At 57.2% G+C, this 22,165-nt stretch carries 20 protein-coding genes and 1 tRNA gene; 11 read left to right on the top strand and 10 right to left on the bottom strand.

The window, feature by feature from the left end:
• Positions 1 to 110 precede the first annotated feature (110 nt).
• Complete coding sequence (locus BMZ36_RS11295) at positions 111 to 1,841, bottom strand: PHA/PHB synthase family protein (protein ID WP_245747910.1); 1,731 nt, start codon at positions 1,839 to 1,841, stop codon at positions 111 to 113.
• A 245-nt stretch (positions 1,842 to 2,086) separates the two neighbouring features.
• Here BMZ36_RS11295 and pbpG point away from each other — a divergent pair, with 245 nt between their 5' ends.
• Together pbpG and BMZ36_RS11285 are read left to right on the top strand one after the other, a co-directional pair.
• A complete protein-coding gene (gene pbpG, locus BMZ36_RS11290) occupies positions 2,087 to 3,103 on the top strand; it encodes a D-alanyl-D-alanine endopeptidase (protein WP_091196363.1) in 1,017 nt (338 codons plus the stop codon).
• A gap of 96 nt (positions 3,104 to 3,199) precedes the next feature.
• Positions 3,200 to 3,526, top strand: coding sequence for an ArsR/SmtB family transcription factor (locus tag BMZ36_RS11285; protein WP_091196359.1), 327 nt, complete (start codon positions 3,200 to 3,202; stop codon positions 3,524 to 3,526).
• A gap of 68 nt (positions 3,527 to 3,594) precedes the next feature.
• Here the strand turns inward: BMZ36_RS11285 and rpsT are convergent, their stop codons facing one another.
• The gene (rpsT, locus tag BMZ36_RS11280) at positions 3,595 to 3,861 is read right to left on the bottom strand and encodes a 30S ribosomal protein S20 (protein ID WP_091196355.1); all 267 of its coding nucleotides are present in this window, start codon (positions 3,859 to 3,861) and stop codon (positions 3,595 to 3,597) included.
• A gap of 153 nt (positions 3,862 to 4,014) precedes the next feature.
• On the opposite strand from rpsT, the gene murJ reads away from it, so the two are divergent.
• The gene (gene murJ / locus BMZ36_RS11275; protein ID WP_091196473.1) at positions 4,015 to 5,556 is read left to right on the top strand and encodes a murein biosynthesis integral membrane protein MurJ; all 1,542 of its coding nucleotides are present in this window, start codon (positions 4,015 to 4,017) and stop codon (positions 5,554 to 5,556) included.
• Positions 5,557 to 5,630: 74 nt separating this feature from the next.
• Positions 5,631 to 6,938 carry an aminotransferase class I/II-fold pyridoxal phosphate-dependent enzyme gene (locus BMZ36_RS11270; protein WP_091196351.1) on the top strand — a complete coding sequence of 436 codons (1,308 nt, stop codon included), beginning with the start codon at positions 5,631 to 5,633 and terminating at the stop codon, positions 6,936 to 6,938.
• 66 nt (positions 6,939 to 7,004) lie between these two features.
• Here BMZ36_RS11270 and BMZ36_RS11265 read toward each other — a convergent pair whose 3' ends face one another.
• From BMZ36_RS11265 to BMZ36_RS11245, 5 genes are all read right to left on the bottom strand, one after another.
• The gene (locus BMZ36_RS11265; protein WP_091196348.1) at positions 7,005 to 7,643 is read right to left on the bottom strand and encodes a hypothetical protein; all 639 of its coding nucleotides are present in this window, start codon (positions 7,641 to 7,643) and stop codon (positions 7,005 to 7,007) included.
• 9 nt (positions 7,644 to 7,652) lie between these two features.
• The gene (gene nadC / locus BMZ36_RS11260) at positions 7,653 to 8,498 is read right to left on the bottom strand and encodes a carboxylating nicotinate-nucleotide diphosphorylase (protein ID WP_091196345.1); all 846 of its coding nucleotides are present in this window, start codon (positions 8,496 to 8,498) and stop codon (positions 7,653 to 7,655) included.
• Positions 8,495 to 9,856, bottom strand: a complete 1,362-nt coding sequence (locus BMZ36_RS11255; RefSeq protein WP_091196342.1) for a phosphomannomutase/phosphoglucomutase — start codon at positions 9,854 to 9,856, stop codon at positions 8,495 to 8,497. Before BMZ36_RS11255 ends, nadC begins: the two co-directional genes overlap by 4 nt.
• Before the next feature lie 5 nt (positions 9,857 to 9,861).
• Positions 9,862 to 10,929, bottom strand: coding sequence for a potassium channel family protein (locus BMZ36_RS11250; protein WP_218142711.1), 1,068 nt, complete (start codon positions 10,927 to 10,929; stop codon positions 9,862 to 9,864).
• A gap of 86 nt (positions 10,930 to 11,015) precedes the next feature.
• On the bottom strand, positions 11,016 to 12,620 hold the full coding sequence (locus tag BMZ36_RS11245; RefSeq protein ID WP_091196338.1) for an ABC-F family ATPase: 1,605 nt from the start codon (positions 12,618 to 12,620) through the stop codon (positions 11,016 to 11,018).
• 63 nt (positions 12,621 to 12,683) lie between these two features.
• Between BMZ36_RS11245 and BMZ36_RS11240 the strand changes: the two genes are divergently transcribed.
• The 4 genes from BMZ36_RS11240 to BMZ36_RS11225 all read left to right on the top strand — a co-directional run bounded on the left by BMZ36_RS11240 (position 12,684) and on the right by BMZ36_RS11225 (position 16,363).
• Positions 12,684 to 13,886, top strand: coding sequence for a pyridoxal phosphate-dependent aminotransferase (locus BMZ36_RS11240; RefSeq protein ID WP_245747909.1), 1,203 nt, complete (start codon positions 12,684 to 12,686; stop codon positions 13,884 to 13,886).
• Positions 13,887 to 13,938: 52 nt separating this feature from the next.
• Positions 13,939 to 15,510: a cyclic-di-GMP receptor FimW-related protein gene (locus tag BMZ36_RS11235; RefSeq protein ID WP_091196330.1), complete on the top strand. Its 1,572-nt coding sequence runs from the start codon at positions 13,939 to 13,941 to the stop codon at positions 15,508 to 15,510.
• A gap of 79 nt (positions 15,511 to 15,589) precedes the next feature.
• Positions 15,590 to 15,679: transfer RNA gene (locus BMZ36_RS11230), tRNA-Ser, on the top strand.
• Between the two features lie 174 nt (positions 15,680 to 15,853).
• Positions 15,854 to 16,363 carry a YkgJ family cysteine cluster protein gene (locus BMZ36_RS11225; protein WP_091196465.1) on the top strand — a complete coding sequence of 170 codons (510 nt, stop codon included), beginning with the start codon at positions 15,854 to 15,856 and terminating at the stop codon, positions 16,361 to 16,363.
• An 86-nt stretch (positions 16,364 to 16,449) separates the two neighbouring features.
• Here BMZ36_RS11225 and BMZ36_RS11220 read toward each other — a convergent pair whose 3' ends face one another.
• The gene (locus tag BMZ36_RS11220; protein WP_091196463.1) at positions 16,450 to 16,914 is read right to left on the bottom strand and encodes a pyridoxamine 5'-phosphate oxidase family protein; all 465 of its coding nucleotides are present in this window, start codon (positions 16,912 to 16,914) and stop codon (positions 16,450 to 16,452) included.
• 138 nt (positions 16,915 to 17,052) lie between these two features.
• Between BMZ36_RS11220 and acuR the strand changes: the two genes are divergently transcribed.
• Positions 17,053 to 17,694: an acrylate utilization transcriptional regulator AcuR gene (gene acuR, locus BMZ36_RS11215; protein WP_091196326.1), complete on the top strand. Its 642-nt coding sequence runs from the start codon at positions 17,053 to 17,055 to the stop codon at positions 17,692 to 17,694.
• A gap of 50 nt (positions 17,695 to 17,744) precedes the next feature.
• Complete coding sequence (gene acuI, locus BMZ36_RS11210; protein WP_091196323.1) at positions 17,745 to 18,728, top strand: acrylyl-CoA reductase (NADPH); 984 nt, start codon at positions 17,745 to 17,747, stop codon at positions 18,726 to 18,728.
• 50 nt (positions 18,729 to 18,778) lie between these two features.
• Here acuI and BMZ36_RS11205 read toward each other — a convergent pair whose 3' ends face one another.
• Positions 18,779 to 20,638, bottom strand: a complete 1,860-nt coding sequence (locus tag BMZ36_RS11205; protein ID WP_245747908.1) for a heavy metal translocating P-type ATPase — start codon at positions 20,636 to 20,638, stop codon at positions 18,779 to 18,781.
• Between the two features lie 282 nt (positions 20,639 to 20,920).
• Here BMZ36_RS11205 and cadR point away from each other — a divergent pair, with 282 nt between their 5' ends.
• On the top strand, positions 20,921 to 21,349 hold the full coding sequence (gene cadR / locus BMZ36_RS11200) for a Cd(II)/Pb(II)-responsive transcriptional regulator (protein ID WP_091196460.1): 429 nt from the start codon (positions 20,921 to 20,923) through the stop codon (positions 21,347 to 21,349).
• Between the two features lie 235 nt (positions 21,350 to 21,584).
• Here cadR and BMZ36_RS11195 read toward each other — a convergent pair whose 3' ends face one another.
• Entirely contained in the window at positions 21,585 to 22,112 is a 528-nt protein-coding gene (locus BMZ36_RS11195) for a hypothetical protein (RefSeq protein ID WP_091196314.1), read from the bottom strand.
• Positions 22,113 to 22,165 lie beyond the last annotated feature (53 nt).

Genomic DNA, 22,165 nt, shown 5'->3' with positions numbered 1-22,165 from the left:
CGTTTCCTCTCTAAGGTTTTTATGATGTGACATGCTCTTTCTGTGTAAGCAACGAAAATAAAAAAGGCAAGGCGAAATGCCTTGCCTTTGCTTATGGACAAGCTTGCAGATCAGGCCAAACGCTCCTTGACATAACGCCCCGGCGCCGGCTCTATCGCCTTGAAGCTTGCGTTGCCGTGCGTCTTGGGCGCAGCGACTTGCTTGCCCGATTGCGGCGCCAACCATTGAACCCAGTCCTGCCACCAGCTGCCGGGACGGGACTCTGCCGACTCGAACCAGGAGTCCGCATCCACCGAAATATCCTCGTTCACCCAGTAATTGCGCTTGTTGCTGGATACCGGATTGATTGCGCCGGCGATATGCCCGGACGCACCAAGGACGAAGCGCACTGGCCCGCGGAGGATTTTGGTAGTCTGGAATGCGGACTTCCATGGCACGATATGATCCTCGCGCGCAGCAAACAGGTATGTCGGCAGGTCAACCTTGGTCAAATCAATCGGCACGCCGCACAGCGAGAACGAATTGGGTTTGATCAGGTTGTTTTCCAGATACATGTTGCGCAGGAAGAAGGTGTGCATCGGCAGCGCAAGATTCGCCGGATCGTTGTTCCAGTACAGCAGATCGAACGGCGCCGGGGTCTTGCCCTTCAGGTAATTGTTGACCACATAGTTCCAGATCAGGTCATTGGAGCGCAACGCAGCAAATACGCGAGCAAGCTCCTTGCCGGAAATGATGCCGCCCTCTTCCAGTTGGGCCTCGCGGCTTTTCACTACATTGGGATCGACAAAATGCTTGATATCGCCCGGATCGGAGTGATCCAGCATGACGGTCATCAGCGTGATGGATTCGAACCAGTCAAGCCCGCGTGCTTTCATCACGGGAATCGTGGTCGAAACGATCTCGCCGCCGATGCAGAATGACAGTACGTTCATCTTTTCACGCTTGCTGATCTTGCGGACCACTTCTGCCGCAACCAGCACGCCCTGCTCGATATAGTCATCCCATTGCAGCTTGCTGATCTCCGGCGTTACGGACTTCCAGGAAATCAGGAATGTCGTGAACCCCTGGCTGACGATATAAGCCATCATGGAGTTGTTGGGCTGCAAATCCATGATGTAGTACTTGTTCACGCACGGCGGCACCACCAGAAGCGGTGTTTCGTAGACCTTGTCGGTCGAAGGCGTGTACTGGATCAGCTGGAACAGATCGTTTTCAAAGATGACCTGTCCCGGCGTGATAGCCAAGTTCTTGCCCACTTCAAACTGGGTTTCGTCGGTCATGGTGATGGTACCGCGACGCATGTCCTCAGCCAGCTTCTTCATGCCCTCGGTCAGACTCTCACCCTTGGTTTCCATGGCAAGCTTCAGCACTTCCGGGTTGGTAAAAGCAAAGTTGGCCGGGCTGATCGCATCCACGAACTGCCGGGTAAAGAAGGCAGCTTTTTCTTTGGTGGCTTCATCGGCATTGGTCGAGTCGACCAGTTTCATCATCCAGTGCGAAGTGAGCAGATAATTCTTGCGAATGTAATCGAAAATTGGTTCCTGCCATTCCGGCGCATTGAAACGCCGGTCGCTCCTGTCCATTTCTACCGCTGCGGCCCCTTTTTCTTTGGCGCCGATAAAACCCATCCACAGTTCCAGATGCTGGCGGTAATACTCGCCGTGATGCTCCAGCCAATCAGCATGGTTCTGCATCATGTCCTGCATCGATTTGTGCAGCACCGTCATGTGCTCGCCGGGACCTGCGGCAGGATTCATGGAATTGACCCAGCCCTGCACCCACTGGCGATTGGCTTCGGTCAACTGCTGAAAAAACGATTCAATGGTGGGGTTTTGCAACACGATCAAGCTCCAGATAAACAAACAAGGTTCTGCACACCTGGCCGATGCTCTGCCCAGAGGCGCTAACATACGATACGGTAATTCTTGGCGGAAATTGTTGCAAGAGCGTTGCAAGAAAGACGCAAATCTTAATGGCAATTATTGAAATATCTTCGTACCCATTGATTTACATGACATTTCGCGGCACGGCGCGTAGAATACCGTATGCCAATGGTGTAGATATACCCCTCCCGCCGGAGAAAAGAATGCGCAACCCCATGATTTATTTATGCTCCATTGCCACTGCCGTCATGTTGCTCACCAGCACGGCAACCTCGGCAGCCACCACGGCAAAACAACAAAAAACCGTAAAAACCTCCTCGGCCAAGAAAAAAGCCGTACACAAGAAGGTCGCGCAAAAGAAAGGGGCAAAAAGCTCCGTCTCCAAACGCGCCACAGCCCACGCGCGCCGCAGCATTCAGGTTTCCCGCGTTTCGGCAGCCCCGACGACGCTGGCGCACCCCGGCTTGCAATCCGGCAGTGCACTGGTCATGAACGGGCTTACGGGCGAAATCATTTATGCAAAACACCCGGATACGCTGACGCCCATTGCATCCATTACCAAGCTGATGACCGCCATGGTCGTGCTGGATGCCCAGCAACCGCTCTCCGAGTTGATTTCCATTTCGCACGACGATATCGACACACTCAAAGGGACACGTTCCCGCCTCACCCCCGGCTTGACCCTCACGCGCGGAGAAATGCTGCTGCTGGCACTGATGTCATCCGAAAACCGGGCAGCTTCCGCACTGGCCCGACACTATCCGGGCGGGCGCGATGCCTTCATCGCCAAAATGAACGAAAAAGCCGCCTCGCTTGGAATGAAGAGCACACGCTTCCTGGATTCGACCGGCCTCAACCCGGGCAACGTATCCACGCCTCGTGAACTGGCGCTGATGGTACAGGCCGCACATCGCTACTCCACCATTCAGCAATACTCCACATCGGTGGAATACTCGTTCATTTCCAACATGAACAAAAGACCGCTTGTTTTTCACAATACCAACCCGCTGGTCAAGAGCGACAAGTGGGAAATCGGCGTATCCAAGACCGGCTACATCAGCGAAGCTGGCCGTTGCCTGGTCATGCAGACAACCATCGGCAACGCACCTGTAGTGATGGTTTTGATGGACTCCAACGGCAAAAATACGCGGGTCGGCGATGCATCGCGCATCCGCAAATGGCTGGAAGCCCATTCAACAAGCAAAACACGCGAAGGATAATTTCCCGTGTTTCAATAGCCCGACGCCAGTCGGGCTTTTTTTATCTTCCGGATTCCTGAGAAAATAACAGCGCCAGATTAGATCAACGGATAAAAGATGACCGATTCGCTCGTGCCCGCCATGCGTCAGGCAGCCGCCGACGCCACAGCCCTGCTGAAAGCCCTCGCAAACGAAGACCGACTCCTGCTGCTTTGCCAAATGGTCGACGGCGAAAAATGCGTATCGGATTTTGAGCGTTTGTTAGATATCCGCCAGCCGACACTTTCGCAACAGCTGGGGGTATTGCGCAACGAAGGACTGGTTTCGACCCGCCGCAGCGGCAAACACATCTACTACAGCCTTGCCAGCCCGGCCGCCCTGCAAATCCTGCAAACCCTGTATGGACTCTATTGCCCCGCCCCGGCAGAAACACCGAAAAAATGAATTGAGCAGCTTGTTGCAGCAATGAAAAAGCCCCGCAATGCGGGGCTTTTTACAGAATCCAATTGCAATCAGGCAGCGAGCGCCTTGATAGCAGCAGACAGGCGGCTCTTGTGGCGAGCGGCCTTGTTCTTGTGGAAAATCTTCTTGTCGGCGATGCCGTCAATCACGCTGACGGATTGCTGGTATACCGCTTGAGCGGCAGCCTTGTCACCAGCTTCAATTGCCTTCAGCACCTTCTTGACGGCGGTGCGGAATGCGGAACGCTGGCCGGCATTGTGCTGGCGAGCGGCTTCGGCCTGGCGGGCACGCTTGCGAGCTTGGGCGCTGTTAGCCATCTTTCATTAACTCCTGAGAGGATCGTTATCTGACCGGAAAATCCAGTCACGCAAATTCGGAAACCGCGGATGATAGCGCCTCTTCCAGCCTTTGGCAAGCTCGACTATGATCCTGCTCTTCTGCAAGCAAACCACACCATCAGGCTATCCGGCATGAATCTTCTCAAAACGCTTGCCCAGGTCAGTTCCATGACGCTGGTCTCCCGCATACTGGGCTTTGCACGCGATGCCATCGTTGCGCGCGTATTCGGCGCGGGCTTTGCCACCGACGCATTCTTTGTGGCCTTCAAACTCCCCAACCTTTTGCGCAGGATATTTGCCGAAGGCGCATTTTCTCAAGCGTTCGTTCCCATTCTGTCGGAATACCGCTCTCAACAAGGGGAAGAGGCTACTCGCGGCTTTGTCGCCGATGTTGCCGGCTTGCTCGGGCTGATTCTGTTGGTCGTCAGTGCACTGGGCATGCTCGCGGCGCCCGCCATCATCTGGATTTCCGCCCCCGGCTTTGCCGCCACTACTGAAAAATTTGCCCTGACGGTCGAGCTCCTGCGCATTACCTTTCCCTACATACTCTTCATCTCGCTTGCCTCGCTGGCGGGGTCGATCCTGAATGCCTGGAACAGGTTTTCGATTCCGGCATTCGTCCCGACACTTCTGAACATCTCCTTCATTGGCTTCGCCCTATTCTTGGCCCCCTATTTCCACCCGCCAGTACTGGCACTGGCATGGGCTGTCGCCGCCGGCGGAGTAGCACAACTTCTTTTCCAGTTACCTCACCTGAGAAAGATCGGCATGCTGGTATGGCCGCGGATCAACCTGAAAGACGCGGGTGTCTGGCGCGTGGTAAAACAAATGGGGCCGGCCATTCTCGGCGTATCCGTTGCCCAGATCTCCCTCATCATCAACACGATCTTTGCCTCGTATCTGGATTCGGGCAGCGTATCGTGGATGTATTACGCTGATCGCCTGATGGAATTTCCCACGGGCGTCCTGGGTGTGGCACTGGGCACGATCCTGTTGCCCTCCCTCTCGCGCAGCCATGCCAGCAGCGACCATGACGAATACTCCCGGCTACTGGACTGGGGGCTGCGCCTCTGTCTCCTCCTGGCATTGCCTTCCGCCGCAGCCTTGGCTGTGCTGGCCGAGCCGCTGGTAGTCTCGCTGTTCCAATATGGCAAGTTCAGCGCACACGACGCCTTGATGACCCAGCAGGCGCTGATCGCCTATGCTGCGGGGCTGGTCGGACTGATCCTGGTGAAAGTGCTGGCACCGGGCTTCTACGCCAGACAAAACATCAAGACGCCGGTCAAGATCGCGCTATTCACGCTCGCGGCGACCCAATTGATGAACCTTACCTTCATCTGGCACCTGAAACACGCCGGTCTGGCGCTGGCCATCGGACTGGGCGCCTGCACCAATGCCTTGCTGCTGTACTACCAGCTGCGCCGGCATGACATCTTCCGTCCACTGCCCGGCTGGGGAAAATTTGTGTGGCAACTGGCCGCAGCCGTCATCGTCATGGTCGCGGTGCTGTGGGGACTGATGCAATGGCTGCCTGCCTGGAGCGTCGGCGGCATGGTCGAACGATGCTTGCGACTCGCATTGCTGATTATTGCGGGAGCCACAAGCTACTTCGGGACTTTGGCGCTTTTTGGCTTCCGCCCCAAACATTTTTCCAAGCGCATTGTCAAATCGTGATTTTCAGCAAGGCCATACCCGTGTAAAATTGGCGGTGCTTATGAATTTAATTAATTAAATCACCCGACTACATCATGCATCCACTCGCCCTACAATTGAACGCCACGCTTGAACAGGAAGGCCGTCCCGTCCTGGACATGCTTTCGGCTCTTGGCCGTGCCATTTACTTCCCCAAGGAAGGCATCCTGTCGCAATCCGCCGAAGCCGGACAGAAAGCCAAGCGCTTCAATGCCTCGATCGGCATCGCAACGGAAAAGGGCGCGCCGATGCACCTGAGTCTGATTCAGGAAACCCTCTCGTCTTATGCGCCGAAGGATCTGTATCCCTATGCGCCGCCGGCAGGCAAACCGGAATTGCGTGCGGCCTGGCGCGAGAAAATGCTCAAGGACAACCCCAGCCTGAACAGCAAGAGCTTTGGCACCCCCATTGTGACCAATGCCCTGACTCACGGCATCAGCATCATTTCCGATCTTTTCGCCGAGGCGGGAACGCCGGTTCTGACACCGGACAAGTTCTGGGAAAACTACGAACTCACCTACGGCGTATGTCGCGGGGCAGAAATGGTGCATTTCCCGCTCTACGACGAGCGCCGCAAGTTCAACAGCGAAGGTTTGAAAACCGCGCTGCTGGCCCAGCTTGCCGCCGGCAAGAGGCAGGCCATCGTGTTGCTCAACTTCCCGAACAACCCGACCGGCTACACCCCGTCCGAAGCCGAAGGCAACGAAATCGTTGCCGCACTCAAGACTGTCGCCGATGCTGGACTCAATATCGTCGCCGTGGCCGACGACGCCTATTTCGGTCTTTTCTTCGAGGATAGTCTGCGCGAATCAATCTTCGGCAAGCTGGCCAATGTCTCGCCCAATATCCTGGCCGTGAAGGTCGACGGCGCAACCAAGGAAGAATACGCCTGGGGCTTCCGCATCGGCTTCATCACCTTTGCCCATCAGTCCGCCAAGGTGCTCGCCGCACTGGAACAAAAGGTCATGGGCATCATCCGTGCGACCATCTCCAATTGCTCGCACCCGAGCCAGACCTTCGTGCTACGTGCACTGCAGGATTCACGCTTCGACGCCCAGTGCGCCGAGAAGTATGAAATCATGAAAGCCCGCGCCACCCGGGTCAAAGCCTTGCTGGATTCCGGCAAGTACGACAGCGCCTGGGATTACTACCCGTTCAATTCCGGCTACTTCATGTGCCTGAAGCTCAAGAATGCCTGTGCGGAAGCCGTACGCCAGCGTTTGCTGAACGAATACCAGATCGGCGTCATTGCGCTGGGTGAATCCGATCTGCGCGTGGCATTCTCCTGTCTGGAAGTCGAACATCTCGAAGAGTTGTACGACACCCTGTACAAGGCTGTGACGGAAGTTCAGGCTGGCGCCTGATATTTACACCAGAAAATAAAAAACGGGAGCGTAACCGCTCCCGTTTTTTATTGGGCACCAAGCCACTCAATGGCCTTTTACGGCCCCCTTGACGGCGGCTTCTCCGGGCTTTTCGCCGCTTTCCGCTGCAGGAGCCGCCTTCTTTTCCGCGCTACCAACCGGCTTGCCTTGCTTCAGACATTCCTTCCAATTGCTGCTGCTTCCGCCAGCGACCAGGGTACACGATGAATTGCCGAAGCGGACATAGCCCTTGGGAGGCGACTCGGACTTCGTTCGTGCGCCGGGCTTCGCGGCGGCTGTTTGCGTTGTGGTCTGCTCTGCCGCGAGCGCCTGGGCCGCGGCCTGCTCGAAACATTCGAGTTTTTCCTGCATCCTGGCGATCAGCTGATTCTTGCTTTCTTCACTTTCCTTGAGCATCTTCATGCTGCCGGAAATGCCTTCAAGCTTGACTTCCAGCACCTTCTGCTCGCTCACTGCGCTTTCCGCCTGTTTTTTTGCCGTAGCAATCCGCTCCTCGTACTGCTTGATGTCCGAACTCCGCTTGGCCGAACCGATCCAGATGCCGATCAGCAAAAACACGATGGCCGCGAGCACACCGCCAACGATCATGAGCGGCAAGCGAAGTTTCTTCAGGAGCAAGGCGCGCCCGCTCCCGGCAGCTTCCTCTGCGCGCGTTGTATCCTGTTGTTGCTCCGCTTCCTGCATGTCCCCTCCTCAAACTTTCAAACGCATTGATAGGTCTACAGCAACGACATCCTTGGTCAGCTTGCCGATGGATATCCGGTCAACACCCGTCTCGGCAATGGCCCGCACCGAAATCAGATCCACGCCGCCGGAAGCCTCCAACTCCGCTTGACCGCGCGAACGCGCCACAGCCTCGCGCATGTCGCCATTGCTCATGTTGTCGAGCAATACCGACGTAGCGCCCGCGGCCAAGGCCTCGTCCAACTCGGTCAGGTTTTCCACTTCGATCTGAATCGGCACATGGCTTGGCGCCAGCTCTTGCGCGGCTTCCAGCGCGGCCCGAATTGATCCGGCTGCAAGGATGTGGTTTTCCTTGATCAGGATTCCGGCATACAGCCCCATGCGCTGGTTGTCTCCTCCGCCGACAAGCACCGCATATTTCTGTGCCCGGCGCAGCCCCGGCAACGTCTTGCGGGTATCCAGCACGCGGGCTGAAGTTCCCTGCACTATGTCCACATAGCGGCGCGTTTCCGTCGCCACGGCGGAGAGCGTTTGCAGAAAGTTCAGCGCACTGCGCTCTGCGGTCAGCAGGCTGCGCGCCGCGCCGCTGATTTCGCACAACACAGCCCCAGGCTCCACAGCGTCACCTTCGGCAACCCGCCAGGCGATTTGCACCTGCGGATCAACCTGACGAAACACTTCATCGAACCACGCCTGGCCACAGATAACTGCGGCTTGGCGCGAAATCACGGTGGCCGAGCCCGTCCGCGCTTCGGGGACCAGCATGGCGGTCCAGTCAGCTTCGCCGATGTCTTCGGCCAGTGCTGCCGCCACATTGGCTGCGATGACGTGATAGGGAGGAAGGTTCATGCTCATTCTTCATTCCAGTCGGGAAAGGGAAGCGGCACAATCGCGGCCGCGAGTTCGTTACGGATGCGCGCAAGCGCCTGCCTGTCGTCGGCTTCGATGCGCAATGTCAGCACCGGCGTGGTATTGGACGCGCGGATCAGGCCGAACCCGTCCGGATACTCGACCCGTAAGCCGTCGACCGTAAAAACATGCGCTGCGCTCGGAAAGTCGGCATTCTCTGCGATGTACCCGACAACAGCGCGACCGTCTTCGGACAGTTTAACCTGTAGTTCGGGTGAAGCAAGAACTTGCGGGTAGCGCGCCAGCTCGGCATCCAGATCGGCTCCGCCTGCCAAGATTTGCAGCAGCTTGGCCCCTGCGTACAAGGCATCGTCCACGTCCCAGCCCGCAAAAGCGAAATGCCCGGACAACTCGCCGGCCAGCAATGCATTCTGCGCCTTCAGCGCCCGCTTCATGTGCGAATGGCCGGTCGGAATTGCCGCGCTGCACCCGCCGTATTGCGCCGCCATGCGCGCCACGAGACGGCTGGATTTGACATCGTAGAGCACCAGTCCGGGCCGCCGGGCGAGTTCGGCTTGGGCGAACAGCACCAGCAACTGGTCTCCGGGCACGATCCGCCCCTGCCGGGTCACCACACCCAGACGATCGCCGTCGCCATCGAAAGCCAGGCCGACGTCTGCGCCATGCTCAATCACGGCATACTGCAAATCGGCCAGATTGGCCGCCACCTGCGGATCGGGATGGTGATGCGGGAAGCGGCCATCCACCTCGCAGTACAGCGCCACGACTTCGCAACCAAGACGTCGGTAGAGCTCCGGCGCCACCGCACCGGGCGCACCGTTGCCGCAATCGATCACCACCTTGAGCGGGCGAAGCACGGGAAGCGCCACGCGTACGGCCTCAAGATACTGCGCGGCCACCTCCAGCGGCACAATCTCGCCAGTCCCGGTCACAAAGTCATCGGCTTCGATCCGGGCACGCAAGGACTGCAAGGAGATGCCATCGACGGCATCTCCTCCGAGCATCAGCTTGATGCCGTTGTAGTCGGGCGGATTGTGGCTGCCGGTCACCATCGCACCGCAGCCATCCGCCTGGCGCAAAGCGGCGAAATACAGCAGCGGCGTCGCAGCCAGTCCGATTTCCAGCACGGTCATTCCGCAGTCGGTAAGCCCGGCGCTCAATTCCGCAGCCAAGGCAGGACTCGACAGGCGGCCATCGCGCCCCACGGCGATGCGCGAGAAACCGCGTTCGCGCGCAAGACTACCCATGGCCCGACCGATCAATCGCGCAGCTTCCGGCGTCAGCCGGTCCACGGTGGAACGCACATCGTAGGCTTTGAAAATGGAGGGATCGATACCGGACATGCCGCTCAAGCCAACAAGGCTTCAACCTGGCGGCACCCCTCCGGGGTGGCCATCAGTACCAGGACTTGACCCGGGGAAATCATGGAATCCCCGTCAGGATTGAAACGCCAGCCAGATTTTTCGCGGATGCCGACCAGAATGTAATCCGGGCTTTGCAGATCAAGACTCCGCAGGCTTCTGGGCTGGAAATTGGCCGGAACAGGAACCTCTTCCATGCGGACACCGCGCTCGCTGCGCATCATGTCATCGAGAATGCTCAAGACCTGGGGACGCACCATCATTGAGACGATCCGCATGCCGCCGGTGAAATCCGGCAAAACCACGGCATCCGCACCGGCCTTGCGAATCTTGACCGAGTTCTGGACTTCGTGGCCGCGCGCCACTACGCGCACTTGCGCGTTAAGCTGCTTGGCTGTCAAGGAAACCATCAGGTTCTTGGCATCGTCGCTGATCACGGCAAATACGCCGGCGGCACGCTCGATACCGGCCAGCATCAATACGTCGTCATCCGCCGCATCGCCATGCAGCCAGAGCATGCCAGGCTCCGAAGCGGAATGCTCCTCGATAACCTGCATGTTGGTGTCGATGACCACGAACTTCCGCCCGGTTACCGCCAGTTCGCTGACCACGTTGCGCCCGACACGGCCGAAGCCGCAGACAATGTAATGGCCATTCAGCTTGTCAATTTGCTTTTGCATGCGCCGCCTCCGCAGGCTGAGATCCAGATCGGCTTCCAGGAAGAACACCGAGAGACTGGTAAAAAGAAAAGTCAGGGTACCGAACCCGCACATGGCAATAAGTCCGACGAACAGACGCGCGCCGATGCTGTCCACCCGCACGATCTCACCGTACCCTACCGTGGTGATGGTGATGATGGTCATGTACAGCGCGTCGGAAAGGCTTTTCTTGTCATCAAGCCAATAGAACCCGACCGTTCCGACCAAATGCACGCCGAGCAACACCCAGCCCGCGATCGAGATGCGGTGCAGGATCAGCGAAAGCTGCCCCGGCACCGCCATCTGGAAACGGTAGCTGGCAATTTTGTGAAAAACGTCGCTCAGGCCACTCTTCATGAAAGTTATGTTCTTTTTGCCGATACCCTGATCATAACAAACAGGGGCGTCTGTGCGCCCCTGTGCTTTGTATGGATAAGCCGAATTTATTCCAATCCGCGGCTTTCCAGATATTCCTCGTACCCGCCGGTGTAGTACTCGTAGGTTCCGTCGCCGTTGAGCTCCAGCACCTGGGTTGCCAGCGAGCTGACGAACTGGCGGTCGTGAGAGACGAAAATCAGCGTACCCTTGAACAATTCCAGCGCCAGGTTCAGGGATTCGATCGATTCCATGTCCATGTGGTTGGTCGGCTCGTCCATGACCAGCACATTCGGGCGCTGCAGGATCAGCTTGCCGTAGAGCATGCGGCCCTTCTCGCCACCGGAAAGCACCTTCACCGATTTCTTCACGTCATCCCCGGAGAAGAGCAAGCGCCCGAGGATGCCGCGGATGACCTGATCGTCGTCGCCCGGCTGGCCCCACTGCTTCATCCAGTCAAACAGCGTGATGTCTTCTTCGAAGTCTTCCTCGTGGTCCTGGGCAAAGTAGCCAATCTGCGCCTTTTCCGCCCACTTCACCGAACCGCTGTCCGGTTTGAGCACATCCACCAGCATCTTGACCAGTGTCGATTTGCCCACGCCGTTGCCGCCGATCACGGCCAGCTTCTGGTTGGCTTCCAGAATCAGATTCAAACTCTGGATCAATGGCTTGTCGAAAGACTTGGAAAGATTGGTCAGCTCGAAAGCCTGGCGGTGCAGCTTCTGCTTCTCGTCGTAGTCGAAACGGATATACGGATTCTGGCGCGAAGACGGTTTCACTTCGACCATGTTTTCCTTGATCTTGTCCGCAAGCTTCAGACGCGAAGTAGCCTGGCGCGACTTTGATTTGTTGGCAGCAAAACGCTGGGCGAACGCATGCAGTTCGGCAACCTTGTCCTTGGCGCGCGCATTGTCGGACAGCAGCCGCTCACGCGCCTGGGTCGAGGCCAGCATGTAGTCATCGTAGTTGCCGGGATAGATCTGGATCGTGCTGTAATCGACGTCGGCGATGTGCGTACAAACCTGGTTCAGGAAGTGGCGGTCGTGCGAGATGATGATCATGGTGGAATTGCGCTCATTGAGCGAATTCTCCAGCCAGCGGATCGTGTTGATGTCGAGGTTGTTGGTCGGTTCATCGAGCAGCAGCACATCCGGATCGGAGAACAGCGCCTGAGCCAGCAGTACGCGCAGCTTCCAGCCCGGCGCCACTTCGCTCATCGGGCCATTGTGCTGTTCGGTCGGAATGCCAACACCAAGGAGCAGCGCACCGGCACGCGCCTCGGCGGTGTAACCGTCATATTCCGCGACCTTGCCTTCGAGCTCGGCCGCGTGCATGTAGTCGTCCTCGGTCGCCTCCGGGTTGGCGTAGATCGCATCGCGCTCATGAATCGCAGCCCACAGCTCGGCATGCCCCTGCATGACCACGTCGATCACGCGCAGCTCTTCGTAGGCGAACTGGTCCTGTTTGAGCTTGCCCAGCCGCACGCCAGGGTCGAGGCTGACATTGCCTGCGGTCGGCTCGAGATCGCCGCCGAGAATCTTCATGAAAGTGGATTTACCGCAGCCGTTGGCGCCAATCAGGCCATAGCGGTTGCCGTCACCGAACTTGACCGAAACCTTTTCGAACAAAGGCTTCGCGCCGAACTGCATGGTAATGTTGTTAGAGCTGATCATATTGCTTCATTTCATCCTGAAACTGCTGCCACATTGGAAGAACGAAACCGGGCAGCTAAACTCATGGATTCTATCACAAACCACGCCCGCCCCATGATGACGCCCGCCGCCCGGATTGCCCAGATTGAACCCTTCCACGTCATGCGCATCCTTGAGGAAGCCAAGCAAATGGAAGCCGCCGGGCGCGAGCTCATCCACCTGGAAGTGGGCGAGCCCGACTTCCCGACGCCCCCCTTGGTCATCGAGGCCGGAATGCGGGCGCTTGCGGAGCGGCGCACTTTCTACACCGGTGCAGCTGGATTGCCGCAATTGCGCGAAGCCATTGCCGGCTTTTACCGCGACCGCTTCGGTGTTACGGTCGATCCGGCGCGCATCATCGTCACGCCCGGCGCATCGGGTGCCTTGCAACTCATCCTCGCGCTACTGGTCGGGCGCGACGACGAAGTACTGCTGACCGACCCTGGCTACCCCTGCAACCGCCATCTGGTCAGTCTGTTCGAAGGTCGGCCGGTCAACATTCCCGTCGGAGCGGATACGCGCTTTCAGCTCACACCGGCAGATATCGCAAAACACTGGTCGGAAAAAACCGTTGCCGCTCTCGTCGCCAGTCCCGCCAACCCGACCGGCACCGTGCTCGAATTGGCAGAAATCTCCGCATTGGCAACCGCCTGCAGCCAGCGCGGTGGTGCCTTGATCGTTGACGAGATTTATCAGGGACTGGTATACGGACGAGCGCACGAGACAGCGCTTTCAGTCGCCGACGACATTTTCGTGGTGAACAGTTTTTCCAAATTCTTCCAGATGACCGGCTGGCGCCTGGGCTGGCTCGTTGCTCCGGAGGAACACATTCCGGCCTTGGAAAAACTCGCGCAAAACCTGTTTCTGGCCGCCCCGACACCGGCCCAATACGCCGCCTTGGCCGCATTTCATCCCGAAACACTGGCCTTGCTGGAAGAACGCCGGCAAACGCTGGATTCGCGCCGGCAATATCTGTCCGGATTGCTGATCCAACAGGGATTCGTTCTTCCCGCACAAGCCGAAGGCGCGTTCTATCTTTGGGCTGATACACACAAGCTTACCGACAACGCCCCACTGCTTGCCGAAAGACTGTTACGGGAGCAAGCGGTCGCCGTCACGCCCGGTCTCGATTTCGGTGTAAGCGATGCCCGCAATCGTTTCTTGCGCTTTGCCTACACTCAAGATCTGACTGCTCTGGAGCAAGCATCAACCCGAATTTCGGCCCTGCTGGAAACCCATTGCGATTAAATGGGCTTTACCTTATTCTTTTCGGGTTTGAAATAATTCATCCAGAGCCGCCATGTTCGATATCGCAGGATTGATCAGCTCGCTGTTCGGAAGGGATACAGCTGAGAACGGGGTGCACAATTACCGCTCTGCGACACGAATGCTTCAAGCCCTGCCGGAAAGCGACATGCTCATGGCGCAGGTCGAGATCGTCAAGGCGCTGCAGCAACTCAATCAGAACAACAAAACCAGCGCAAACGAACGCTTCAAAACCATCCCCTATCTGGACGAAAAAGCCCGCGCATTGCAGATGCATTTGGTGGGGGTTTACCACGGTAAAATCCTCGACCAAGGGGCGCCACTTCCTCAGGTACTGCTGACCATCACTTCTTTCTGGCTTGAAATGGGTAACGCTTACCAGATTTGCCTGAAGCAAGCGATGCAATCCTCAAGTCAAGGCAAGGGAAAACCGCTGGCGCTGTTTACTTTGCGCAGCATGGCTTACTACTTTGAGCACGCCAGGTGGAATTACTCGCGCTACATGGAGATGGACAGCAAAGCTTGGCGCCATATCAATCGGATGTACCTTTTTGCCGAGCAACAAGGTTTTGCTTCGACGCCGCTACAGCCTTACGCAGATACAGCAACAACCACCATCGGGCGCGAATACCTGAAAATCCTCATGCTGTCGCTGACCCAGCCGGAAAAAATTCAGCCCGACCAGATAGAGCTGACCGTGCGCTGGTTGGAGCAATGGGTTGACCAAATCGAACTGGAAACCATCTTCCGCCCGCATCGCCAGCTTTTCTCCATCAACCTGGCGGGGTCTTCCGGCCCAAAACGTTTGCGCCGCGACATGGTTGGCGAAAACTGGCGCTACTGGTTCACGGACGCCCTGACCCAACACATACGCGACATACATACCCAACTGGCAAACGGCACACCACCAGCAACACTCGGACTTCCCGAAGAAAGCCGGCTCCCGGCCAACCTCGCTCTTTTGCAGAAACTGGGCAACCTGTGGTCACGCGACGTTCCTGCCCCTTCGCGCAGGCATGAAAGGCGCGCGACGAAGAAATCGATCCATGTCATTCGCGGACTGGAATCCGTCATAAAGTTTTTGCAAAAACATCCGCAGAAAAATGCGAACCCCGACTTGCCAGCCCCGGATCCCGGCTCGCGCCCTCAATTCCCGACAACGCAGTGGAATGTGGAAAACGAAAGCGCCAACGGCCTTGGCGTGCAATTCCACTGCACCAGCGATTTGAAACTGCGCGCAGGAGATGTGGTAGGCGTTCAAGCCGAAGATCAGAGCCAGCCGCTGTCGATAGGCATTGTCCGACGCATCTGCAACAGGAAGGACGGCAAAGTCAGCGCCGGCATCGAAACGATCTCAACGGCCCCCATTCTGGTCGAACTGAGATCGGCAGACATGAATCATTTCCGCGCCATTTTCGCGCCGGAAAATCCTGCAAAAAACCAGGGCCGTTTCCTGTTGATACCGCAGCACAGCTTTGAAGAAAACCGCGAATACCTGATGTCGGCACAAAACAGAAACTACCGCATCCGTCTTGCTCCGGCCAGAGAACATGCAGCCAACGCGACGCTGGCCGGCTTCTCCGTTCTGGCAAAACTCGCAAGCTGAACTCCAACAGGCGCGACAAACTCCTTCAGGCGAAATCTGGACGCCCAAGCATTGGCACGCTAATATGCGTGCCTGCACAGGAAGCGTGGCTGAGTGGTTTAAGGCAGCGGTCTTGAAAACCGTCGGGGATTTACGTCCCCCGTGAGTTCGAATCTCACCGCTTCCGCCAGAAACGACAAGACCCTGATTTATCAGGGCTTTTTGCTTTTTGCCCCTGTTTTACAGGAAAAGGGACGGGGCAGCACCTCCATCTTTACGCCGCGGCGGTGCGTATTGCACAAATTTGACCTTCCTGTCCTACCTGCAAGCCAACTGCACGCCCCGCAAAAAACTTGTTGTCACCATGAATACCAATCGCACTGATCTGCTTGTACTGCTTCACAGAAACATTGATGAGCGCGTCCAATCCATCCGGGACACCCATTCCGATTGGCTGTGCGGCAAAGGTTGCGATGGATGTTGCCGACGCTTGGCAGAGGTCCCCCTGCTGACCGAAGCAGAATGGCTATTGCTGCGCGAGGGGCTGGCGCAGCTATCCGGTGAAGATCAGACCGCTATTGCGCTACGGGTTGCGGCGCTTGCAGATCAGACTGCACGGCCTTTGACCTGCCCCATGCTGGATGAGCGCACCAATGCCTGCCCGGTCTATCCGCAGCGCCCGGTTGCCTGTCGCACCTATGGCTTTTATGTACAACGCGACCTTGGCCTGTATTGCCGTGAAATCGAATCTCGGGTGGCTGCCGGCGAATTGGCCAACGTGATCTGGGGCAACCACGATGTCATTAATCAACGGCTGTCGGGCCTTGGCCTGCGCCGAACATTGATCGAATGGTTTGCTTCGTCGAAGCCATAGCTTCGCAAACACTGAATCGGTAGCGCCTGTCTTCCAATTCCGGTTGCGTTGCCCCTCTTCGCAATAGCTACGGCTAACGTTTTGGATCATCGCCTCGCTTTGCCGGTCAAATGCCTGATAGCGATTCTGACCACTGCGGTCCGCTCGAACATTCCCGCAATGTATTTTTGCCCCTGGGGGATATGGTCAGGCGAGTACTTCTCAAGAATCTTCAGCAAGGCCTCCTGCTTTTCATCACCATGAATTTCCTCGGCGGCACCGAAAACGACCGCGCTTTCATATTCTGTCGAGAACTTGCCCGGCAAGGTTTTGACATGCCCGACGACACAAAATGAAACAGCCGGGTTGGCCTGGATGTTGTCGAGTTTTTGCCCTTCAGGGGCGCAATGAAAATAGATGTTGCCGGCATGGAATACATAACTCAGCGGGACGGCGTAGGGCTGCCCGTCTGCGGAAGTTGTCGCAAGGACTCCATATAGGCAGCCAGCCAGCAGGCTTTCCGCCTCTTCCGCGCCTGTTTCCCTGTCCTGTCTCCTGACCGGTTTATGCATTTTCCCCAGCTCCGAACACACTGTTTTACAAAGCCGGATAGCTTGCTCCGATAAACGGCACCCGGCAAGCATGGCCCGGGAAAGAAAAACTCATTTGCGACACAGACAATTTATAGCAAATCGGTCTAATATATTGTAATGAACCCGAACCCGGAGCTTCCCCGTCGTCCGCGCGGCCGTCCTGCACGCAGCGGGCTTGAGTATGCCGATACCCGTGCACTGCTGATCCGTTGCGGGGTCGAAATTCTCACGCAGCAGGGAATAAGCGCGACCGTCATCGATGACGTGCTCAAGCAGGTGAAGGTACCCAAGGGCTCGTTCTATCACTATTTCGAGAGCAAGGATGCGTTTGTAACAGCGGCAATCGAGGCTTATGCCGGGTATTTCGCACGCAAGCTAACCAAGCATTTCTGCAACGCCTCCCTGTCACCCCTGGCGCGATTGAAGGCATTCGTCGACGAAGCTCGTGACGGCGTCGAGCGCCACGACTTCGCACGCGGTTGTCTGGTCGGCAATCTGGGCCAGGAAGTCAGTTGCATCTCCCCCGCAATGCGGATTCGCCTGGAAGAGATCTTTGCCGACTGGGAGCAACGGCTTGCGGATTGCCTCCGGGAAGCAGTCGCAGCAAGAGAGCTTGCTGCGGAAGCAGACTGTTCGCTACTGGCACATGCGTTCTGGATCGGCTGGGAGGGCGCAGTGCTTCGGGCACGTCTATCCCGTACGACCAAGCCGATGCGCATATTTCTGGATCTGTTCCTGCAGGCCTTGCCCAAGGCTTGATTTTTTTCGCCAATTTATAGTCAATCAGTCTAATTACGAAAGGAAACAACATGTTCAAAGGCATTTTGATCAACAAGGATGACGCCGGCTACCATGCCCATTACCAGGAGATCGACGAGAGCGTTCTGCAGGAAGGGGACGTCACCGTGCGGGTCGAATGGTCGACGCTCAATTACAAAGATGGACTCGCCATCACCGGAAAATCTCCGGTCGTGCGCCGTTTCCCGATGGTGGCCGGGATCGATTTTGCGGGCACCGTTCTTGAAAGCAGCCATCCAGGCTGGCGAGCGGGCGAAAAGGTATTGCTGAACGGGTGGGGCGTAGGCGAAACGCATTGCGGCGGGCTGGCACAGATCGCCCGTGTAAACGGAGACTGGCTGGTCGCCTTGCCTGCCGCATTAACCGCACGGCAAGCCATGGCGATTGGCACCGCCGGCTACACCGCCATGCTGTGCGTGCAGGCCATTGAAAAACACGGCATCAAGCCGTCCGATGGCCCGATTCTGGTTACAGGCGCAAATGGCGGGGTCGGCAGCATCGCCGTCGCACTGCTATCCAAGTTGGGATACACCGTAGTGGCGTCTACCGGTCGCACGAGCGAGGCGGAATACCTCAAGGCGCTAGGGGTTTCGGAAATCATCGATCGCACCGAATTGGCCGCGCCGGGAAAGCCACTGGCCAGGGAGCGCTGGGCCGGTGCGATTGATACGGTGGGGAGCCACACACTCGCCAACGCCTGTGCCGGCACGCGCTACGGAGGCGCTGTCGCGGCCTGCGGGCTCGCTCAAGGCATGGATTTCCCGTCCACAGTCATGCCATTCATCCTGCGCGGCATCACGCTGTATGGCATTGACAGTGTCATGGCCCCCAAAGCCGTGCGCGAAGCCGCTTGGGATCGTCTGGCAAGAGACATCGACACTGCAAAACTGGAGACCCTGACCACTGAAATCGGCCTTGACGAGGCAATTGCCGTTGCCGCAGATTTGCTGGCCGGCAAGGTACGCGGGCGAGTGGTCATCGATATGAATCGTTAAACGGCCAGCAGCATCGGGGGCGTGGCGCTTCACTGCCTGGCCCCCGATTCTTATTTCCTGACCAGCCTCAGCCCGTTGGCGATCACCAGCAGGCTGGCGCCCACATCAGCGAAAACCGCCATCCACATGGTTCCTGCCCCTGCCATGGTCAGGGCAAGAAACACAGTCTTGATGCCCAAGGCCAGAACAATGTTTTGCACGAGGATGGCATGGGTTTCGCGAGAAAGCCGGATAAAACGCGGCAATTTGCGCAAATCGTCATCCATCAGCGCCACATCCGCCGTCTCCATAGCCGTATCGGAGCCGGCTGCCCCCATGGCAAATCCGATGTCAGCCCGTGCAAGCGCCGGGGCATCGTTGATTCCGTCTCCAACCATCCCGATCAGCTGCCCATCGCCCTGCAGACTCTCAACTGCCTGCAACTTGTCTTCAGGCAACAGTTCTCCGCGCACCTCGTCAATGCCGACCTGAGTAGCTATCGCTTTGGCGGTATGGATATTGTCACCTGTCAACATGACGGTATGGATGCCCAACTCATGCAATTCCGCGACAGCCTGGCGACTGCTGTCCTTGACCGTGTCAGCCACGGCCATCACGGCAAGCACCTGTTCGGTATCGGCAAGGATGATCGTTGTCTTTCCCTGCGTTTCCAGTACCGCCAATTGCGATTCAAGCGCATCGGAACACAGCCCGAGATCATGGATCAGGCGATGTTTGCCCAGCGTATAGCGCGTCCTTTCGATTTCCCCCTGCGTACCCAGCCCCGGCAGCGCCCTGAAATGCGAAACTTCCTCAAGTGCACCGCCATAGATTGCGGCAAGGCCGCTCAGCGCGCGGGATACGGGGTGGTCAGAATGAATGGCGAGGCTCGCGACCAGCGTGCGCACCCTGGCTTCCGATAGGCCAGCCAGCACGACGAAATCCGTCAATACCGGCTTGCCATGGGTAATCGTGCCGGTCTTGTCGAGCGCGATATGGGCCAGCTTGCGGCCTATTTCCAGATGGGAGCCACCTTTGACAAGAAGTCCGTGACGCGCTGCGGCCGCCAGACCGCTGACGATGGTCACCGGAGTTGAAATCACCAAGGCACAAGGACAGGCGATCACTAGCAGGACTAACGCCTTGTACAACCAGGCCAGCCATTCACCTTGCCACAGCAAGGGTGGAACAATGGCAACAGCCAATGCAAGAATGAATACCGTGGGTGTATACACACGGGCGAATCGGTCGATAAAGCGCTGCATTGGCGCCCGCGAGCCTTGGGCAGCCTCCACAGCATGGATGATGCGTGCAAGGGTACTGTTCCGGGCGCTGGCTGTAACTTCGAACGTCATCGAACCGGATTCGTTGATCGTTCCGGCATACACCGGATCGCCCGCTTCTTTTTCAACCGGCAAGCTTTCACCCGTGATTGGTGCCTGATTAACCGTGGAATGCCCGCCGGTTACGCGACCGTCCAGCGCAATGCGCTCTCCCGGCTTGACGCGAACGATGCAGCCTGGAACGACCTCCCGCGCAGGCTGGTCGCACCAACTCCCATCCGCTTGCTGTACGGTTGCGGTCTCGGGAGACTGACTCATCAGCGTCCGGATTGCTTGGCGCGCACGATCCAGCGAAAAGGATTCGATCCGTTCGGCCAGCGTGAAAAGCACCATCACCATCGCCGCCTCGGGCCATTGCCCGATGGCCATTGCACCGCTGACTGCGATGCTCATCAATGCGTTGATATTGAGATTGCCATGGCGCAGGGCTAGCCAGCCTTTCCTGTACGTCGAAGTGCCACAAGCCAGCACGGCCATGATGGCAAGCATGGCAGAAAGCCAGCCCGGCGCATCCAGCCAATGAGCCGCCTCGGCTCCCGCAGCTGCGCCCGCGGCCAGCACGAGCGGCCTCCAGGTTTCCGGCGACACGGCATCTCCAGAGCCACAACAGGACGAAGTGCAAGCAGAATCCAATGACGGATGGCAGCAAGAATCTCCGCCGGCATGGCAATCGCTGGCTTGCCTTTGGCGCGGGACTTGGTTTTGCTGATGAGACACGGTCAAACTCCGGGCGGGAATACGTAGTAGACTTATTTCACACCCTAAAGTAACTATAGAGTCAAACCGGCAGTCAATCGCACAGGTTTGCGAGAACGACGCGGGCCGAACATGGCAGAATCTGTGTGACTGACGACTAATTCGGAGCGCATCATGCGAATCGGCGAACTTGCTCGACTGGCGCAATGCTCGGTCGAAACCGTACGTTATTACGAGGCAGAAGGACTGCTACCCGCAGCAGGCCGTAGCGCGGGCAATTACCGTGAATATGGGCCCGGGCATTTTGATCGTTTGCGCTTTATCCGCAACTGTCGGGCCCTGGACATGAGTCATGAAGAAATACGCACCCTGCTCGCCCTGGCAAACGGGAAGGCGGAAAGCTGCAAGGCGGTCAATTCAGTTTTTGATCTGCACATCGCCCATGTGGACGAGCGTATTCGTGAACTCTCCCTTCTCAGGGAGCAACTGACGGAATTGCGCCAACGCTGCGAGTCGGAGCAATCCGTGAAAACTTGCGGCATCCTCAAGGGGCTGAGCGACATGCAGACACAAGTCGGGCACGAACGTCACACTCATTTGTGATTCTGTGGGGGAGCTGGACATACAAAAGGCGCCAAGGCACCCGGTAAGGATGCTCCGTCGAGGCATCCAGGCAAAAGCGAGGATCGGCTCTCAGAACCTGTTCACGATCAGTCGTGAGAAACCGTCAGCGGGGTGAAGAGCAGCGCAAAAACCGGAGTGTACAAGTTGTACATGAGGATTTTGAGCAGCACATGAGCCCCGATCAAGGCTTCGCAGCAAGATCGTAAACTGGTTCTCAGGCGGTTTCGTTGATTTCCTTGATTACGCCAAGCAAGGCCGCAACGCGGTTGGGATATTGCTTTTCTGTGGCTGCGTAGATATTTCTGAGACTGAGATAAAGATTTTTGGCGTTCTTGCATTCGCCGATCTCGTCCACATACGACTGTGACTGCGTGCCAAAAGTATCCACGCAGAAATCCACGAGCAGGAACTTGGCTTCGGACAGGATGATGTCGTCGCTGAGCTGGAAATTACCGCCACCGGAAGCCCCGCCCGCAGCTGCTTGCGCTTCTGAAGGCTTTGCTGCGGGCGCCCCGCCCGGAACGTCGCCGCTGGCAGTCAGGAATCCATCCCGAATCAAGCTGTTGATTTCTTCCAGAATCTCGTCTTTATGAAAAACCGATTTCTGAATTACATATTCAACAGTTTGCGGTTTTTCGAGAAGGATAAGAACACTTCTCTTTCTGATGCTAAGCTTGTAAACCCGATTTTTTACTTCGTCCACCCCTTTCGGGGTGATATGCAAGCCAGCCGACAAATTCATCTTGAGCCTCAATTATCCATTGACAAAGGAATCAATTTCAAAAAATACCTTAG

Origin of the sequence: Formivibrio citricus (genome assembly GCF_900115065.1) — a bacterium.
In the GTDB taxonomy this organism is placed as follows: Bacteria; Pseudomonadota; Gammaproteobacteria; order Burkholderiales; family Chitinibacteraceae; genus Formivibrio; species Formivibrio citricus.
The sequence above is the reverse complement of the archived record's forward strand: the minus strand, read 5'-3'. Positions and strand labels throughout refer to the sequence as shown.

Coding starts and splice junctions, on each gene's coding strand:
- pbpG (WP_091196363.1), top strand. CDS start 2,087: ATGCGCAACCCCATGATTTATTTATGCTCCATTGCCACTGCCGTCATG.
- BMZ36_RS11285 (WP_091196359.1), top strand. CDS start 3,200: ATGACCGATTCGCTCGTGCCCGCCATGCGTCAGGCAGCCGCCGACGCC.
- rpsT (WP_091196355.1), bottom strand. CDS start 3,861: ATGGCTAACAGCGCCCAAGCTCGCAAGCGTGCCCGCCAGGCCGAAGCC.
- murJ (WP_091196473.1), top strand. CDS start 4,015: ATGAATCTTCTCAAAACGCTTGCCCAGGTCAGTTCCATGACGCTGGTC.
- BMZ36_RS11270 (WP_091196351.1), top strand. CDS start 5,631: ATGCATCCACTCGCCCTACAATTGAACGCCACGCTTGAACAGGAAGGC.
- BMZ36_RS11265 (WP_091196348.1), bottom strand. CDS start 7,643: ATGCAGGAAGCGGAGCAACAACAGGATACAACGCGCGCAGAGGAAGCT.
- nadC (WP_091196345.1), bottom strand. CDS start 8,498: ATGAGCATGAACCTTCCTCCCTATCACGTCATCGCAGCCAATGTGGCG.
- BMZ36_RS11255 (WP_091196342.1), bottom strand. CDS start 9,856: ATGTCCGGTATCGATCCCTCCATTTTCAAAGCCTACGATGTGCGTTCC.
- BMZ36_RS11250 (WP_218142711.1), bottom strand. CDS start 10,929: ATGAAGAGTGGCCTGAGCGACGTTTTTCACAAAATTGCCAGCTACCGT.
- BMZ36_RS11245 (WP_091196338.1), bottom strand. CDS start 12,620: ATGATCAGCTCTAACAACATTACCATGCAGTTCGGCGCGAAGCCTTTG.
- BMZ36_RS11240 (WP_245747909.1), top strand. CDS start 12,684: ATGGATTCTATCACAAACCACGCCCGCCCCATGATGACGCCCGCCGCC.
- BMZ36_RS11235 (WP_091196330.1), top strand. CDS start 13,939: ATGTTCGATATCGCAGGATTGATCAGCTCGCTGTTCGGAAGGGATACA.
- BMZ36_RS11225 (WP_091196465.1), top strand. CDS start 15,854: ATGAATACCAATCGCACTGATCTGCTTGTACTGCTTCACAGAAACATT.
- BMZ36_RS11220 (WP_091196463.1), bottom strand. CDS start 16,914: ATGCATAAACCGGTCAGGAGACAGGACAGGGAAACAGGCGCGGAAGAG.
- acuR (WP_091196326.1), top strand. CDS start 17,053: ATGAACCCGAACCCGGAGCTTCCCCGTCGTCCGCGCGGCCGTCCTGCA.
- acuI (WP_091196323.1), top strand. CDS start 17,745: ATGTTCAAAGGCATTTTGATCAACAAGGATGACGCCGGCTACCATGCC.
- cadR (WP_091196460.1), top strand. CDS start 20,921: ATGCGAATCGGCGAACTTGCTCGACTGGCGCAATGCTCGGTCGAAACC.
- BMZ36_RS11195 (WP_091196314.1), bottom strand. CDS start 22,112: ATGAATTTGTCGGCTGGCTTGCATATCACCCCGAAAGGGGTGGACGAA.